General features: G+C 70.6%; 17 protein-coding genes. 11 read left to right on the top strand and 6 right to left on the bottom strand.

Annotated features, from left to right (window positions below):
- Positions 1-5 precede the first annotated feature (5 nt).
- Both C9J87_RS17665 and C9J87_RS17660 read left to right on the top strand, forming a co-directional pair.
- Positions 6-635: a DUF6758 family protein gene (locus C9J87_RS17665; protein WP_010832209.1), complete on the top strand. Its 630-nt coding sequence runs from the start codon at positions 6-8 to the stop codon at positions 633-635.
- 48 nt (positions 636-683) lie between these two features.
- Positions 684-1,559 (top strand): PHP domain-containing protein, encoded by an 876-nt coding sequence (locus C9J87_RS17660; RefSeq protein WP_010832210.1) that lies wholly within the window; start codon positions 684-686, stop codon positions 1,557-1,559.
- A gap of 3 nt (positions 1,560-1,562) precedes the next feature.
- Here C9J87_RS17660 and C9J87_RS17655 read toward each other — a convergent pair whose 3' ends face one another.
- Positions 1,563-2,315 carry an SDR family NAD(P)-dependent oxidoreductase gene (locus tag C9J87_RS17655; protein WP_010832211.1) on the bottom strand — a complete coding sequence of 251 codons (753 nt, stop codon included), beginning with the start codon at positions 2,313-2,315 and terminating at the stop codon, positions 1,563-1,565.
- Positions 2,316-2,376: 61 nt separating this feature from the next.
- Here C9J87_RS17655 and C9J87_RS17650 point away from each other — a divergent pair, with 61 nt between their 5' ends.
- From C9J87_RS17650 to C9J87_RS17640, 3 genes are read left to right on the top strand one after another with little or no spacing between them, the layout of a single operon-like run.
- Complete coding sequence (locus tag C9J87_RS17650; protein ID WP_010832212.1) at positions 2,377-3,186, top strand: ParA family protein; 810 nt, start codon at positions 2,377-2,379, stop codon at positions 3,184-3,186.
- A gap of 3 nt (positions 3,187-3,189) precedes the next feature.
- The gene (locus tag C9J87_RS17645) at positions 3,190-3,852 is read left to right on the top strand and encodes a L,D-transpeptidase (protein WP_107706182.1); all 663 of its coding nucleotides are present in this window, start codon (positions 3,190-3,192) and stop codon (positions 3,850-3,852) included.
- A 60-nt stretch (positions 3,853-3,912) separates the two neighbouring features.
- Positions 3,913-4,764: an endonuclease/exonuclease/phosphatase family protein gene (locus C9J87_RS17640; RefSeq protein WP_107706181.1), complete on the top strand. Its 852-nt coding sequence runs from the start codon at positions 3,913-3,915 to the stop codon at positions 4,762-4,764.
- A gap of 115 nt (positions 4,765-4,879) precedes the next feature.
- Here C9J87_RS17640 and C9J87_RS17635 read toward each other — a convergent pair whose 3' ends face one another.
- Positions 4,880-6,382, bottom strand: a complete 1,503-nt coding sequence (locus tag C9J87_RS17635) for a DEAD/DEAH box helicase (protein WP_232820100.1) — start codon at positions 6,380-6,382, stop codon at positions 4,880-4,882.
- A gap of 158 nt (positions 6,383-6,540) precedes the next feature.
- On the opposite strand from C9J87_RS17635, the gene C9J87_RS17630 reads away from it, so the two are divergent.
- Positions 6,541-7,254 (top strand): ferritin-like fold-containing protein, encoded by a 714-nt coding sequence (locus C9J87_RS17630; RefSeq protein ID WP_107706180.1) that lies wholly within the window; start codon positions 6,541-6,543, stop codon positions 7,252-7,254.
- A 54-nt stretch (positions 7,255-7,308) separates the two neighbouring features.
- On the opposite strand, the gene C9J87_RS17625 is transcribed toward C9J87_RS17630, so the two are convergent.
- From C9J87_RS17625 to C9J87_RS17610, 4 genes are all read right to left on the bottom strand, one after another.
- Positions 7,309-7,617 carry a GlsB/YeaQ/YmgE family stress response membrane protein gene (locus C9J87_RS17625; RefSeq protein WP_036490369.1) on the bottom strand — a complete coding sequence of 103 codons (309 nt, stop codon included), beginning with the start codon at positions 7,615-7,617 and terminating at the stop codon, positions 7,309-7,311.
- Between the two features lie 117 nt (positions 7,618-7,734).
- Complete coding sequence (locus tag C9J87_RS17620; RefSeq protein WP_036490372.1) at positions 7,735-7,953, bottom strand: DUF3107 domain-containing protein; 219 nt, start codon at positions 7,951-7,953, stop codon at positions 7,735-7,737.
- A 42-nt stretch (positions 7,954-7,995) separates the two neighbouring features.
- The gene (locus tag C9J87_RS17615; RefSeq protein WP_051204393.1) at positions 7,996-8,595 is read right to left on the bottom strand and encodes a TetR/AcrR family transcriptional regulator; all 600 of its coding nucleotides are present in this window, start codon (positions 8,593-8,595) and stop codon (positions 7,996-7,998) included.
- A gap of 164 nt (positions 8,596-8,759) precedes the next feature.
- The gene (locus tag C9J87_RS17610; protein WP_010832219.1) at positions 8,760-11,072 is read right to left on the bottom strand and encodes an immune inhibitor A domain-containing protein; all 2,313 of its coding nucleotides are present in this window, start codon (positions 11,070-11,072) and stop codon (positions 8,760-8,762) included.
- Between the two features lie 274 nt (positions 11,073-11,346).
- Between C9J87_RS17610 and moeZ the strand changes: the two genes are divergently transcribed.
- The 5 genes from moeZ (at position 11,347) to C9J87_RS17585 (ending at position 15,782) form a co-directional block, all read left to right on the top strand.
- Positions 11,347-12,546 carry an adenylyltransferase/sulfurtransferase MoeZ gene (gene moeZ / locus C9J87_RS17605; RefSeq protein ID WP_107706179.1) on the top strand — a complete coding sequence of 400 codons (1,200 nt, stop codon included), beginning with the start codon at positions 11,347-11,349 and terminating at the stop codon, positions 12,544-12,546.
- Between the two features lie 134 nt (positions 12,547-12,680).
- Positions 12,681-13,565 (top strand): hypothetical protein, encoded by an 885-nt coding sequence (locus tag C9J87_RS17600; protein ID WP_010832221.1) that lies wholly within the window; start codon positions 12,681-12,683, stop codon positions 13,563-13,565.
- 96 nt (positions 13,566-13,661) lie between these two features.
- Positions 13,662-14,381: a DUF4129 domain-containing protein gene (locus C9J87_RS17595; RefSeq protein WP_010832222.1), complete on the top strand. Its 720-nt coding sequence runs from the start codon at positions 13,662-13,664 to the stop codon at positions 14,379-14,381.
- Complete coding sequence (locus tag C9J87_RS17590) at positions 14,381-14,815, top strand: hypothetical protein (protein WP_010832223.1); 435 nt, start codon at positions 14,381-14,383, stop codon at positions 14,813-14,815. The genes C9J87_RS17595 and C9J87_RS17590 overlap by 1 nt, the downstream gene beginning before the upstream one ends.
- Entirely contained in the window at positions 14,802-15,782 is a 981-nt protein-coding gene (locus C9J87_RS17585) for an AAA family ATPase (protein WP_010832224.1), read from the top strand. The genes C9J87_RS17590 and C9J87_RS17585 overlap by 14 nt, the downstream gene beginning before the upstream one ends.
- The last annotated feature ends 4 nt before the right edge of the window (positions 15,783-15,786 follow it).

Raw genomic sequence — 15,786 nt, 5'->3', positions numbered from 1 at the left:
GTCCCATGCTTCGCCCCGGCTGCCCGCGGTGCGGCCTCCCGCTGACGGAGACCGACGCGTCGTGGGCGTGTCCGGAGCACGGCCCCACGCCGCCCCTGTGGCGCCCGCAGGAGTCGACGTACGACGCCTTCGTGCGACACCTCGGCGCGGCGGCGGGCTTCCCGACCTACCTGCCCTGGCCGATGGGGCCGGGGTGGCGGGTGACCGACTTCGGGGTCGTCGTGCAGGAGGGTTCCGTGCCGCGCGCGACGATGAGCTGCGTGTCGGGGACGAGCGTGCTGGACGGGCCCGTGGACGTGCTCGTGGTGTCGGAGGAGCCGGGCACCGGCCTCGGGGCCCGCGCAGCGCGCCTGGCCAGTCCCGACCCTCGCGACATCGGCGAGGGACCGCCCGTGGTGAAGGTGCGGCTCGGGCACGGGCCGGTGTCGCTGTGGGCGGTCTCCACGAGCGACGCGGACGAGGAGTTCGACCGCTACGTCATGGTGGGGGAGGCGGCCGGGCGCTGGCTGTGGCTGGTGCTGCGACCGGCCTCGGCGATGCTGCTGATGCGCGACGAGTGGATCCTGCGGGACGTGGCGGAGGTGGGCGCCCCGCTGATCGAGATGCCGTTCGGCGGCCCGCCGCCGGCCTGGTGAGGCCTCGCCGAAGCCCCTCACACGCTCCGACCCCGTTAGCCTTCGAGGGTGCGCATCGACCTCCACACCCACTCGTCGGTCAGCGACGGGACGGATGATCCGACCACCCTCGTGCGCCACGCGGCCGCGTCGGGACTCGACGTCGTCGCCCTGACCGACCACGACACCGCCGAAGGCTGGTCGGAGGCCGCGGCGGCCGCGGCCGAGGTCGGCATCACCCTGGTCCGCGGCATGGAGATCAGCACGGCCCTGGGACACGCGAGCGTCCACCTGCTCGGCTATCTCCCCGACCCGACCTACCCGCCGCTCGCGACCGCCCTCGACAAGATCCTCGACGGCCGCAACTCCCGGGTGCCCGGGATCTGCGCCAGGCTGCAGGCCCTCGGCTTCGACGTGACTGCCGAGGACGTACGCCGCCGCGCGATCGACGCCGCGGCCACCGGCCGTCCGCACGTGGCGGACGTGATGGTCGCGGCCGGGATGGTCGCGAGCCGCGACGAGGCCTTCGAGCGGTTCCTCAACCCCGGGCGGCCGGCCTACGTCGACCGCTACGCCGTACCCCTGCACGAGGCGATCTCCCTCGTGGCCGCCTCGGGCGGCGTCAGCGTGCTCGCGCACCCGTGGGGGCGTGGCCGCGCAGTGGTGCTGCCGGAGGCGAGGCTCTCCGAGCTGCGTGACGCGGGACTGGTCGGCATCGAGGTCGACCACCAGGACCACCCACCGGCGGCCCGCGACGCGCTGCGCGCGATCGCCCGCAACCTCGACCTCGTCGTCACAGGTTCCAGCGACCACCACGGCACGGGCAAGACCGACCACGACCTCGGCTGCAACACGACGGCGCCCGAGGAATACGCGCGGCTCCTCGACCTGGCGGCGGAGTCGGCTCGCGCCAGCGGCCGTCCGGCGCCGGGCGTGCTCGCCTGACCCCTACTTGCGACCCATCGACTGGAACCGCTGCAGCACCCGGCTGGGTACGGCGCGGGTGAGGGCGACCACGGTCTTGTACTGCGCGCCGGGGATCGAGAAGGCGCGGCCCTTGTCGAAGTCGGCCAGCGCGGTCCGCACCAGGAACTCGACGTCGAGCCACATGAAGTTGTCGCCGCGCTTGACCTCCATGCGCTCGTGGAACTCGGTCTTGGTGAAGCCCGGGCACAGCGCCATGACGCTCACGCCCTGCGGCTTGTACTCGTGGTGCGCCCACTCGCTGAAGCTGTTCACCCAGGCCTTGGCCGCCGAGTAGGTGCCACGGGGCAGGAACGCCGCCACCGACGAAACGTTGATGATGCCGCCGCGGCCGCGCTCGGCCATGGGCCCGAGGGCGGCGTGCGAGAGCCGCAGCACCGAGGTCACGAGCACGTCCAGCATGCCCGCCTCCTGCTCGACGGTGTTGTCGAGGAAGCGCTGCTTGAGCCCGAAGCCGGCGTTGTTGACCAGCAGGTCGATCGGCCGGGAGCGGTCGGCGAGGCGGGCCTCCACCGTCGCGCACTGCGCCGGGTCGACGAGATCAGCGACCAGCACCTCGACCTCGACCCCGTGGGCCGCCCGGAGGTCGTCAGCCACGGCCTCGAGTCGGGCCTCGTTGCGGGCGACCAGCACGAGGCCGTGGCCACGGGCCGCGAGCTGACGGGCGAATTCCAGGCCGATGCCGGCGGTGGCGCCGGTGACGAGTGCGAAAGTCATGGGCACAGCAAACAGGTGTCGTCACGACGTGGGCAACCGGGGTCGGGCATGATGGGGCGCGATGACCACGACACTCGCGATCGCCAACCAGAAGGGCGGCGTCGCCAAGACCACCTCGGTGGCCTCGATCGGTGCTGCCCTCGTCGAGCTCGGCCACTCGGTGCTGCTCGTCGACCTGGACCCGCAGGCCTGCCTGACCTTCTCGCTCGGCATCGACCCGGAGGACCTCGACGTCTCGGTCCACCACGTCCTCACCAAGGGCCTCGACCCGAGTGAGGTCATCATCGCCACCGACGACGGCGTCGACCTGCTGCCGGCCACGATCGAGCTCGCCCGGGCCGAGGCCGACCTGCTCACCCGCACCGGCCGCGAACACGTCATCAAGACCGCGATCGAGGCCTTGGCCGAGGGCGACGTCCACTACGACTGGGTGCTGCTCGACTGCCCGCCCTCCCTGGGCGTGCTGACCGTGGCGGCGCTCACGGCGGCCGACGGTGTCCTGATCCCGTTGCAGTGCGAGACGCTCTCGCACCGCGGGGTCGGCCAGCTGCTCGACACCGTGCACGACGTGCGCCGCTTCACCAACCGCAAGCTCGAGGTCTGGGGAGTGCTGCCGACGCTCTACGACGGTCGCACCAACCACGCCCGCACCGTCCTGGAGACGATCAGCGACACCTACGACCTCGAGGTCGTCGAGCCGCCGATCCCCAAGACGATCAAGTTCGCCGAAGCACCGGCCGCCGGCCGGTCGATCCTCTCGACCAGCCGCAGCAGCAAGGGCGCCCAGGCCTACCGCGAGGTGGCCGCCAACCTCGTCAAGCGTGCCGAGCGGCCCAAGGCATCGCGGGGCACGAAGGCATCGAAGGCCTGACCCATGAGTCGTCACCGGTCCGCTCGTCCGCGCTACGGCCGGATCGTGGTGGCGATGGCGGCGGTGGTCGTCACCGGCCTGTCCGTGCTCGGGGGAGTGGGGGTCATCGCGTCCTCACCGTCCGCTGCGCGGGGCGACGGACTCGCAGCTGCGATCGAGCCGTCGCCGTCCCCCAGCGGGCTCGCACCGTCCGCGTCTGCCGCCGCTGAGCCGACGCTGCCCGGGCCCAGCGCTCCTGCCCAGGCGCGAGCCGAGATCGACGCCGAGGCACTGCCGGACGGTTCGGGGCAGGGACGGCGGGTGGTCTTCAGCGAGGAGGCCCAGCGGGTCTGGCTGGTGCGCAAGGACGGCAGCGTACGGCGCACCTATCTCGTCTCCGGCAGCCTCCTCGACAACCTCGACCCGGGCCGCTACTCCGTCTTCTCGACCTCGCGCTGGGCGGTCGGCGTCGACGACTCCGGGGTGATGGAGTACTTCGTCCGTTTCGCCCACGGCGAGAACGCGGCCATCGGCTTCCACACCATCCCGACCAAGCTCGGCACCGCCCTCCAGAGCCGTGCGCAGCTCGGGACGCCGCAGTCGCACGGCTGCATCCGGCAGGCCAGGGCCGACGCCATCGCACTGTGGAAGTTCGCCCCCGAGGGATCCAGCGTCGTTGTGATCTGAGCCGCTTGTACCACCGGCGACGATTTGGCGACGCGCGGGGGGTCTTGCCAAGGTGTCCGGATGGCACCCACCCCCAAGGCCTTCGCTGCCGCCTGCGCACTCACCGTCAGCCTCGCACTGACGCCCGTCATCGCGACCCCCGTAGCCGGGGCCGAGCCGACGAGCACGGAGACGACGACCGAGGCGCCGGCCGCCCCGGCCAAGCCGCGCAACGGCTACGGCCTGCGGCTGACGACCTTCAACATCTTGAGCAGCTCGATCGCCCGTGGTGGCATCGACCGCGCCACCCGCGCCGCTCGCTGGGTGCAGGACCAGGGCGCTGACGCGGCCGCCTTCCAGGAGGTCGCCAAGGACCAGCTGCGCCAGATGCAGTCGGTGATGCCGAAGTACAACTTCTTCCCGCGCCGCGGCCTCGGCACGCGCGGTTCGGCCATCCAGATCGCGTGGAACACCACGACCGTCAAGCAGCTCGAGACGGGCTACATCATGCGCCCGTTCCTCGGCTGGTCGCGGCCGATCCCCTACGTCCGCCTGCGCGACCGCGAGACCGGCCGTGGCTTCTGGGTCATCGCGATCCACAACGCCCCGGGTGGGCAGGAGCACGAGCGAGACGTGTCCACGGCGGCCGAGATCAAGCTGATCAAGAAGCTGCTCTCGCGCGGTGACCGCCCGGTGTTCGTCATCGGTGACGTCAACGAGCGCGAGGAGTTCTGCCAGAAGGTCGCGGCCGCGACCCCGCTGATCTCGATGAACGGCGGCACCGACAAGCGCCCGTGCCCGGTCCCGCGCTTCGGCGGGCCCGACTGGATGCTCGGCTCCGGCGCGGAGTTCTCGGACTTCGAGAAGGACTACAACGGCATCAGCGACCACCCCGCGCTGACCGCGCGAGCCTGGGTGCCCTCGAGCAACTGAGCGGGCACACAGACACAGCAAATCAGTCCGACCGGGCACAAAGTTCTTCGACTTTGTGCCCGGTCGGCGTTTGCACTGGGTGACTTCGTGCCCGCTCAGGGCACGTGTGGCTGACTCAGGCTTCGCTGGTCGTGGCCGCCGAGGCGGAGCCACCCCCGGAGCGGGTGCGGCGGCGACGGTTGGTGCGGGCGACGACCGGCTGGTCCCCGGTCGCGGCGGGCTCGGTCGCGGGTGCCTGGGTCGCGGCGCCCTGGGTCGTGGCGGCACCGTCCTTGGCCGCGGGAGCACCACTGCGGGTGCGGCTGCGGTTGCGCTCGCGGTTGCGGGCGGGACGCTCGGAGCCCTTGTCGTCGCGGCGACCCCGGTCACCGGACCGGTCCTCGCGCGGCTTGCGCTCGACCGGGGCGGCGTCGACGATGCGGCCCTTGGTGCCCGCCGGGATGCCCTGGTCGTGGAAGAGGTGCTCCGAGGTGGAGTAGGTCTCCGTCGGGTCCGGGAACGGCAGGTCGAGCGTCTTGTTGATCATCTTCCAGCGCGCGATGTCCGGCCAGTCGACCAGCGTGATCGCGGTGCCGGACGCGCCGGCGCGGCCCGTGCGGCCGATGCGGTGGACGTAGGTCTTGTCGTCCTCGGGGCAGGTGTAGTTGACGACGTGGGACACGCCGCGGACGTCGATGCCGCGGGCGGCGACGTCGGTGCACACCAGCACCTTGAGCTTGTCCTCACGGAACTTGGCGAGCGCCTTCTCGCGGGCGATCTGCGCCATGTCACCGTGCAGGGGAGCGGAGGCGAAGCCACGCTCTGCCAGGTCGTCGGCGATGCGCTGGGCCTGGCGCTTGGTGCGGGTGAAGACGATCATCTTCTCCGCGTCGTCGGCCTGCAGCACCCGGCCGATGATCTCCGGCTTGTCGAGGTCGTGGGCGAGGTAGATGAACTGCGCCGTCGCGGGCACGGTCGAGTTCTCGTAGGAGGACTCGGCGCGGATGTTCATCGGGTGGCGCATGTGGGTGCGCGCCAGCGCCACGATCGCGGCCGGCATGGTGGCCGAGAACAGCATCGTCTGCCGGGTCTCGGGGGTGAGGCTGAGCAGGCGCTCCACGTCGGGCAGGAAGCCGAGGTCGAGCATCTCGTCGGCCTCGTCCAGCACGAGGGCGTGGACGTGGGAGAGGTCGAGGGCCTTGCGGTTGGCCAGGTCGATCAGGCGACCGGGCGTGCCGACGACGACGTCGACGCCCGACTCGAGGGTGTCGAGCTGGGTGTCGTAGCCCACGCCGCCGTAGACGGTAAGGACGCGCAGGCCGAGGTCCTTGCTGGCGATCGCGAGGTCGCTGGAGACCTGGATCGCGAGCTCGCGGGTCGGGGCGACGATCAGGGCCTGCGGCTTGCCCTGCGGCAGGTCGGCGTAGGCCGGGTCGTCCTTGGTGACGCTGCGCTGCAGCACCGGGATGCCGAAGGCGAGCGTCTTGCCGGTGCCCGTGCGGGCCTGGCCGATCAGGTCGGTGCCCATCAGGGCGACCGAGAGGGTCATCTCCTGGATGGCGAAGGGGGTGGTGATGCCGGCGCGCTCAAGGGCGTCGCAGATCTCGGGGAGCACCCCGAGTTCACGGAACGTGGTCACGTCTATGTCGCTTTCTGTTCAATCCTCGTCGTGCGGCGGACTCGGAAGGAGAAAGCCAGCCGCGCACATGCGTCGGGGCCGGTTCAGAGCGTGTTCACAAACGGCTCAAGTCAAAACACGGCCCTCGATGGTGACAGTCTATCGCCTAGGGTTCGAGCATGACTGAATCGTCGGCCCCCACGTCGGCCCAGACGTCGACCCAGCCCCCGCAGGATCCCGCCTACACCGCGGCTGTGATCGACCTCCTCGGCGCGATCTCCTACGGCGAGCTCAGTGCCTTCGAGCGGCTGGCGGAGGACGCCAAGCTGGCCCCCACGCTCGAGGACAAGGTGGCGATCGGGTCGATGGCGGCCGCCGAGTTCTCCCACCTCGAGCGGCTGCACGTGCGGCTGCGCGAGCTGGGTGGAGACCCCTATGCCGCGATGGCTTCCTTCCAGGTGGGCTTCGACCAGTTCCACGCGCACACCCAGCCCGCCGACTGGTACGAAGGCCTGATCAAGGCCTACGTCGGCGAGGGCATCGCCGCCGACTTCTACCGCGAGATCGCCGCCTACCTCGACCCCGCCACCCGCGACCTGATCGTGGCGTCGCTGGCCGACACCGGGCAGTCCGCGTTCGTGGTCGACCGGGTGCGCGCCGGGATCGCCGACGACCACCGCCTCGGTGGCCGGCTGGCGCTGTGGGGCCGCCGGTTGATGGGGGAGGCGCTCACCCAGGCCCAGCGGGTCGCGGCTGAGCGGGACGCGCTGACGGCCCTGCTGGCCGGCGGAGTCGACCGTCCCGGGCTCGACCTCGCGGCCCTGGGCCGGATGTTCGCCCGGTTGACCGAGAACCACGCCCAGCGGATGGCCGACCTGGGCCTCGACGCCTGAGACGCACGCAGGGCCCCACACCGTCGGTGTGGGGCCCTGCGTGATGGGTCGTGGTCAGACGGTGCGCTTGCCGCGGCCCGTGACGGCGGCCGCGATGACGACCAGCACGGCTGCGGTCAGGATCTGCCACACGTGGCGCCACCAGTCGATGCCCTTGCTGGTGTCGTACATGTCGCCACCGGGGTTGTTGCCCGCGACGCCGAAGATCGCGAAGTAGATGTAGGAGCCGACGAAGGCGCCCACGATGCCGCAGACGATCGTGAGCCAGACCGGGATGTTGTCGCGGTCACCGGGAGCCACCGCCTTGCCCAAAAAGCCAATAATCGTTCCCACGATCAGCGTGACAATGATGGTTCCGAGCATCTTTGGATTCCTTTCAGGTGCCACGCCGGTATGGCGCGGTCTGGTCGAGCAGTGCCGACGTTCAACCCATCATGAGCCCCGGGGCGGCGTCGATCAATCACCGCCACCCGCGGGGTGTCAGCGGAAGCCGACCGTGCCGTGGCTGCCCGAGCCGATCTCGACGTAGGCGATCTTGCTGGCGGACACCGCGATCCGGCGGCCCCGGGTGTCGGTGAAGGCGAGGATGCCGCCGGAGCCGACGGCTTCGGTCAGCTGGGCCTCGAAGTCCTCGGGGCTGAGCTCGGTCTCCACGACCAGCTCGCGCGGGGCGTGCTGGACGCCGATCTTGACCTCCATGGGTCACTCCTTGTGTCTGTACGTCGATGGGTGGGTGGTGCTTCAGTGGTCTTCGGTCTTGGGGTAGCCCCGGATGCCGCGCCACGCCAGGCCGGACACGAGGGCGGCGGCGTCCGTGAGAGGGATCGCCCCGCTGCTCACGCCCGCCTCGGCCAGCCAGAACCGCGCACTGACCTGAGCCATTCCCACCAGCGACACCGCGAGCAGTCGCGAGGCCTCGTCGGGCAGGCCGGTGTCCTCGTGGATGACGTCGGTGATCATCGCCGCGCACTCGGTGGTGACGCGGTCGACGTGCTCGCGCACGGCGGGCTCGCTGGTCAGGTCGGACTCGAAGACCAGCCGGAAGGCGCCGGTCTCGGCCGAGACGTACTCGAAGAACGCCTGCATGGTCGCCTGCACGCGCAGCTTGTTGTCGGTGGTCGAGGCCAGTGCGACGCGACAGTTGTCGATGATCGTGTCGCACGAGGAGTCGAGCAGCGCGAGGTAGAGGTCGAGCTTGCCGGGGAAGTGCTGGTAGAGCACGGGCTTGGACACGCCGGCACGATCAGCGATGTCGTCCATCGCGGCGGAGTGGTAACCCTGCGCGACGAAGACCTCGAGGGCCGACTCCATCAGCTGGGCGCGACGCTCGCGCCGCGGCATCCGGGCACCGCGGGGACGGGGCTCGCCGGAGTCGAATCGATCAACGCTCACGTGTTGTTTCCTCCCAGGGATTCACTGAAGTCGCAGCCTACTCATAGTGAGCGCAAGGGCCCCGCGGCGACGCGGGGCCCTTGCGTTGTGGAGCTGCACCTCAGGCGCATCGATCAGGGCGTGACCGGCCCCGGGTTGGCGACGTCGACGGTCAGGAAGCCGTCGGTCTCACCGGTCACCGTCGCGGTGACGCCGGCACCGGCGACCTTGACGGAGTTCTGCGGCGCGGCTGCGTCGTAGTAGGCCAGCGGGTCGCTGTCGTCGAACGTCGCCGTGGACGGTACGCCGCCGGCGCACGCCTCCAGGGTCTCGACGGTCGGCGCCTGGCGGGTGCCTCCGGCGACCTCCTTGTGCAGGCAGACCCGGTCGACGGTGTCGACGTCGAACGTCGCGTCGAACGGCTCGCGACGGTTGCTGGGGCTGCTGCCGTCGGGGTAGGTCAGCGAGTTGGGCGAGGCGTCCACGACCATCGCGTAGCCAGCACCGGGGTGCGTGGCGACGTTGTTGTCGGTGTAGGAGTTGTCGACCAGCCAGACCAGCATGCCGTCCTGGACCGGGAAGAACTCGACCCAGTTGGGCTTGGTGACCCCCTGGGAGAACTGGTAGCCACCCTCCTGCAGGGTCGCGTCGAACCCGACGTACTGGCGGTTCTCCAGCAGGTAGTAGCGCGTCGCGTTGGTCGTCTCGGTGCCGGTCGAGATCGTCCAGCCGTCGGCCGTCCAGCCGTTGGCGCCGGACTCGGCGCCGTCGGTGAAGGTCGTGCCGGCCTTGATGGCGATGTCGTCGAGGAACGCGCCGGCCTCGTTGTAGCCGCCGTCGGTCTTGTAGAGGAAGCGGAACTGCGACTCGGCGCCACCGGCCTTGTAGTTGTAGCGCAGGCCGGTCCAGCGACCCCGCGAGGAGCCGTCGAGGGGCTGGCCGATCGTCGTCCAGTTGGCCCCGTTGTCGAGGGAGTACTGGGCGTAGAGGTAGTCGTAGCCGGCTTCGATCTCGTGCCAGGCCTTGGCCGTCACGGTCACCGACGCCGCGGCCGGGACGGTGCGGGTCAGCGAGCTGGACAGGTCGTCACCACGACCCGACCACCAGGCGTGGGTGCCCGCGACCGGGGTCGTGTAGGCGTGGGTGATCGAGGAGTTGGGCAGGTTGACCTTGAGCGCCTGGTCGGCGTCGGCGTAGGTGTGCTGCGAGGGGCCCAGCTTGTAGGTGCCGCTCTCGCCCGCGTCGACCTCGGTGTAGTCGAGCCAGCCGAGGTAGAGCTTCTCCTCAGGACCCATCAGGCCGGGGATCGTGCCGATGCCCTCCTCGCCGGGGGCGGCGTTGGTGCCGTGGCTGAGCCACGAGCCGCTCGACATCAGCGTCCAGAACGACGTGCCGTTCTCGCCGCCCGCGGTGTCGTAGAAGTCGGGCAGGCCGAGGTCGTGGCCGAACTCGTGGGCGAAGACGCCCAGGCCGCCGTTCTCGGGCTCGACGGTGTAGTCGCCGATGAAGTACTTGCTGCCACCGATCTGCGCGCCGCCACCCAGGTTGTTGGTGCCGCCGACCGCGGGGCCGGTGGTGCCGTAGCCCGAGCCGACGTACCAGCGGTGGGACCAGATGGCGTCCGCGTCGGCGCCGGCCTCCTCGCCCTCGCCGGCGTGCACGGCCTGGAAGTGGTCGATGTAGCCGTCGGCCTCGTTGAAGTTGCCGTTGCCGTTGAAGTCGTAGCGGTCCCACACGTCGAACTGCGCGAGGTAGTCGTCGATCTGCGCAGCCGTCTGCCCGGCCGCGAGCTGCGCGGCATACCAGGAGTCGGCGGAGTCGTCGATGAAGGCCCACGAGCCGCCGTCGTCCTCGACCGTGTTGTCGCCGTACGTCGATGCGTTGCCCGGCACCTTGACCCAGTCGGTCACGGTGTTGATCGCGGTGTAGCGACCCGAGGAGAGCTGCGAGTAGTAGTTCTTGAACGACTCGCCGTCGCCGTTGAACATCTCGTCGTAGTGCGCCTTGTCGAAGTCGGGCTGCCAGAACGTCGAGTTGTCGCTCGCCCGGTCGGGCTTCGGGATCTCGTTGTGCAGCGGGCCGGGAGTGGTGCCGAGCCGGCCCGAGCCGGTCGCGCCGAACTCGGAGAGGATGGTGAAGATCTTGTCGGTCTTCTCGACCGGGAACTCGACGTACTCACCGCCGCCGAGCGCGACGGTGGCGCCCTCGGAGCGCTGCTCGAGCTGGGCGGAGCCGTTGGCCAGCATGGCCAGCGCCTTCTCGCGCTTGCGCTGCATCTCCGCGGTGCGTGGGCCGGGACGGTTGTCCTCGCGGTGTGCGGACGCGACCCTGGGGGAGTCGCTGGAGGGGCCGGCCTGGGCCGAGGTGGCGGTGAGGGTGGCCGCCATGGTGGCCGACAGGGCCAGCGTGGTGCCTCCGGCGAGGAGGCGTCTGGTGACGGGCTTCAACGTGTGACCTTCCGGGAAAGTCCGGGAGATCTTGCGGTGGCGGGCGGACTGTGGTCCGACGATTGCCGCGCGAGCCCGCCCGGACGGGAAAATGCGAACCTGCCGACCCTCGCCCATCGGGTCCTGCCTGTAAAGGACCCGGGTCCAGGTTTTACCCGTCCGTGACGCGGCGGTCCGGATGGCGGGACGTGGTCGGGCGTCGTGGGACACGCGGGGAACATGGAGGAGGGCCCGGAGGTTGTGCCGGGACCGCCATTCTTCGAAGGAGTCCGCAGTGTCGTTCCCAGCGCTCGTCGAGCCAGCCGCCGAGCTCAGCATCGATGAGGTCCGCCGCTACAGCCGCCACCTGATCATCCCCGACGTCGGGATGACGGGGCAGAAGCGCCTCAAGAACGCCAAGGTGCTCGTGATCGGCGCCGGCGGCCTCGGCTCGCCCGCCCTGCTCTACCTCGCGGCTGCCGGTGTCGGCACCCTGGGGATCGCCGAGTTCGACACCGTCGACGAGTCCAACCTGCAGCGCCAGGTCATCCACGGCGTCAGCGACATCGACAAGCCCAAGGGCCAGTCGGCCAAGGAGTCGATCGCCGAGATCAACCCGTACGTCGAGGTGATCCTGCACCCCGAGCGCCTGGACAACGACAACGTGCTCGAGGTGTTCAAGGGCTACGACCTGATCGTCGACGGCACCGACAACTTCGCCACGCGCTACATGGTCAACGACGCGGCGTACTTCTTGAAGATCCCCTACGTCTGGGGCTCGATCTACCGCTTCGACGGCCAGGCCTCGGTCTTCGCGCCGATGCTGGGCGAGGACCTGCCCTGCTACCGCTGCCTCTACCCCGAGCCGCCGCCGCCGGGCATGGTCCCGAGCTGCGCCGAGGGCGGCGTCCTCGGCGTGCTCTGCGCGAGCATCGGTGCCATCCAGGTCAACGAGGCGATCAAGCTGCTGACCGGCATCGGCGACCCGATCGCGGGCAAGCTGATGATCTACGACGCGCTCGAGATGGAGTACCGCAAGCTCAAGGTGCGCAAGGACCCCAACTGCGTCCTGTGCGGTGAGAACGCGACGGTGTCCGAGCTGATCGACTACGACGCCTTCTGTGGCGCCGTGTCCGACGAGGCCGCCGAGGCTGCTGCCGGCTCGACCATCTCGGTCACCCAGCTCGAGCACATGCTCAAGGAGCGCGAGAACGGCGAGCGTGACTTCGTGCTCGTCGACGTGCGCGAGCCCAACGAGTACGAGATCAACAAGATCCCGGGCTCGGTGCTCATCCCCAAGGGTGAGTTCCTCAACGGCAACGCGCTGAGCCAGCTGCCGAGCGACAAGCAGATCGTCATGCACTGCAAGTCGGGCGTGCGCTCGGCCGAGACGCTCGCGATCGTCAAGGGCGCGGGCTACGCCGACGCGGTGCACGTCGGCGGCGGCGTCGTGGCCTGGGTCAGCCAGATCGACCCGAGCCAGCCGACCTACTGACGCAACCCGAGTGTGCCCGCATGGCCCCAACGGGCCATGCGGGCATAACTCGTTCGGGCCACTCTCGTTCAACCCAGTGAACGCCCGCGGCGCATCCTCAGCCGCGGGAACAACTGGGAGAGGAACCCTGTCGCATGCGACTCAACAAGACCCTGCTCGCTGTCGCCTCCAGTGCGGTGCTCGTCACCGCCGTCGCCACGAGCGCTCCGGCCGTCGCCGCCAAGGGCGGCAAGGGCAAGCCGACTGCTGCTCAGACCTGGGCGCCGGCTGCCACGGCCACGATCACCCCCGGTGTGCAGATGTACACCGACGGTGCCCAGTGCACCGCCAACTTCGTCTACACCGACGGCTCGGGCGCCACCTACGTCGGCTACGCCGCCCACTGCGCCGGTCTCGGTGCCGCGACCGACACCAACGGCTGTGACGCCGGCTCCCTGCCGCTCGGCACTCGGGTGCAGTTCGTGACCGGCGGCTCGCTGCTGACCGAGGGCACCGAGGTCGGCCAGGGCACCTTGGCCTACTCCTCGTGGCTGACCATGCAGAACAAGGACGAGTCCGACGAGAACGCCTGCGCCTACAACGACCTGGCCCTGGTCAAGGTCGACGCCGCGGACGTCGCCAAGGTGAACCCCTCGGTGCCCTTCTGGGGTGGCCCGGTCGGCATCAACACCGCTGGCACCGCCGCCGGTGACGACGTCTACTCCTACGGCAACTCCAGCCTCCGCGGCGGGATCACCGAGCTCTCGCCCAAGCAGGGCACGAGCGTCGGCACCGAGGGCGACGGCTGGTCGCACCCGGTCTACACCGTGAGCCCGGGCGTCCCCGGAGACTCGGGCAGCGCGTTCCTCGACGCCGAGGGCAACGCCCTGGGCACGCTGTCGACGCTCGCGATCGCGCCGCTCGCCGGCTCCAACGGTGTCGGTGACCTCAACCACGAGCTCACCTACGCCCAGCAGAACGGCGGCATCGCCGGCCTGAGCCTGGTGCCGGGCACGGAGCCGTTCAGCCCGCTCTTCTGAGCGAGCGCAACACCTGAGAATTCCGGCGGTGCCGTCTGTGGGGGACGGTGCCGCCGGTCTCATTTGAGCACCCGTCGCCGGGGCTAGGGTGGCGCCATGACTCCGGGGGCGAGGCAGGCATGGCGCGCTGTCGCGGCGACCGCCGGCGCGTGCCTGCTCGTCACCCTGGTCGGGTGGGCCGCCCTGGTCGGCCCGTCGCCCGTGCTCACCGGCCGCGGTCCCGTGATGAGCACCGAGACGACCAGCACGCCCCAGGCTCCTGTCGAGGAGCTCCCCGACCAGGAATTCGGCCCAGCCGAGCAGGACGCGGACGGCATCGCCGCCCGGATCGGGCAGGCCGTCGGGGTCGCCCTCACGGTGGTCGTCGCCGTCGTCATGGTGCTCGTCGTCCTCCTCGTCGGGCGCCGGGTCGTGACGCTCTGGCGGCTGCGTCGTCGCCACGAGCCGCCTCCTTCCGTCGACTTCGAGACCGTCGAGACGGGCGACGCTCAGCAGGTGCGCCGGTCGATGGCCACCGATGAGCGAGAACAGCTGCGGGTGCTGCTCGACGGCGCGCCGCGCAACGCGATCGTCGCGTGCTGGCACCGCTTCGAGCTGCAGGCCGTGGAGGCGGGACTCGTGCGCCACGCCTGGGAGACCTCCTCGGAGCTCGCCCTGCGGCTGCTCGAGCGCGCGGAGGTCGATCCCGTCGCGGTGACCCGGCTGCTCGAGCTCTACCGCGAGGCCCGCTTCTCCGAGCACGACCTGGGCGAGGACGCCCGGGAGGCGGCCGTGGCTGCTTTGCGCCGGATCCAGTCGGGGGTCGTCGACCGGTGATGCGCAGATGGCTGCCGCGGCTCGGCGCGCTCGCCCTGGTGGTCGCGGGCGGCGAGCTCGCCCTCAGCCTGATCGACTCCGACCCCCAGCTGCTCGAGTGGGCGCTGACCGCCACCGTCGTCGTGGTCCTGCTCTGGCTCGCCTCGGACGTCTTCGGGGTGGCCGACGCGCGCTGGGGCAAGCCGCTGGCGCCGTACACACGACCGGATGCCGCCGATGACAGCGTCCATCACCGCGTGCTGACCAACCACCTCGCCGCCCGCGAGCCCTCGCCGGCATTGGCCGAGCGGCTCCTCGACCTCGCCCGCCGCCGCGACCCGGACCTCACCGATCCCGTGCTGCGCTCCCTCGCGGACCAGCCGACGCGACGTCTCACCCCCACCGACATCGACCGCATCCTGACCCGCATCGAGGAGCCACGTGACCACGAGTGAAGCCACCCTGACCGCAGCCGAAGCCACCGCCGTCGCGCAGGGAGTGCTGGCGCAGGTCGGGCGTGCCGTCGTCGGCAAGCAGCAGCCCCTGAGCCTGGTGCTGGCGGCGATCCTGGCGAAGGGACACGTGCTGATCGAGGACTTCCCGGGGCTCGGCAAGACGCTGGCGGCGCGCACCTTCGCCCAGGCCCTCGGGCTCGACTTCTCGCGCGCGCAGTTCACCCCCGACCTGCTGCCGGCCGACCTGACCGGCTCCTACATCTACGACCAGCGGGTGGGCGAGTTCTCCTTCCGCCGCGGACCGCTGTTCGCCGGCCTGCTGCTCGCCGACGAGATCAACCGGACGCCGCCCAAGACGCAGGCCGCACTGCTCGAGGCCATGCAGGAGGGCCAGGTCACCGTCGAGGGCGAGACGCACCTGCTGCCGAAGCCCTTCCACGTGCTGGCGACCGCCAACCCGGTGGAGTACGAAGGCACCTACCCGCTGCCGGAGGCGCAGCTCGACCGCTTCCTGCTGCGGGTCGCCTTCGGCTACCCGACGGCGGACGAGGAGTACGACGTCGTCGCGCGTCGCCTCGAGCGGCAGCGCGAGGAGGTGTCGGTCGAGGCCGTCACCGACGCCGCCGGCCTGCGCGCGGTGCAGGCAGCCGTCGAGCGGGTCCAGGTCGACCAGAGCGTGGGGCGCTACTGCGTCGCCCTCGCCGAGGCGACCCGTGCCCACCCCGACGTGCTCATCGGCGCCTCCCCGCGCGGCAGCCTCGGCCTCGTCCTGGCCGCGCGCGGGTGGGCCCTGATCCGGGGGCGTGACTACGTCATCCCCGAGGACGTCAAGGCCGTCGCCGGCTCCGTGCTGGCGCACCGGATCACCGTGAAGCCCGAGCTCTGGATGACCCAGGCCTCGGGGTCGCGCGTCGTCGAGGCGGTGCTGTCGAGCGTGCCGGCGCCCGGAGCGCTGGAGCGCCGGTGACTCC

It is taken from the genome of Nocardioides allogilvus, assembly GCF_003047285.1.
In the GTDB taxonomy this organism is placed as follows: Bacteria; Actinomycetota; Actinomycetes; order Propionibacteriales; family Nocardioidaceae; genus Nocardioides; species Nocardioides allogilvus.
This window is presented reverse-complemented; position numbering and strand designations above follow the sequence as displayed.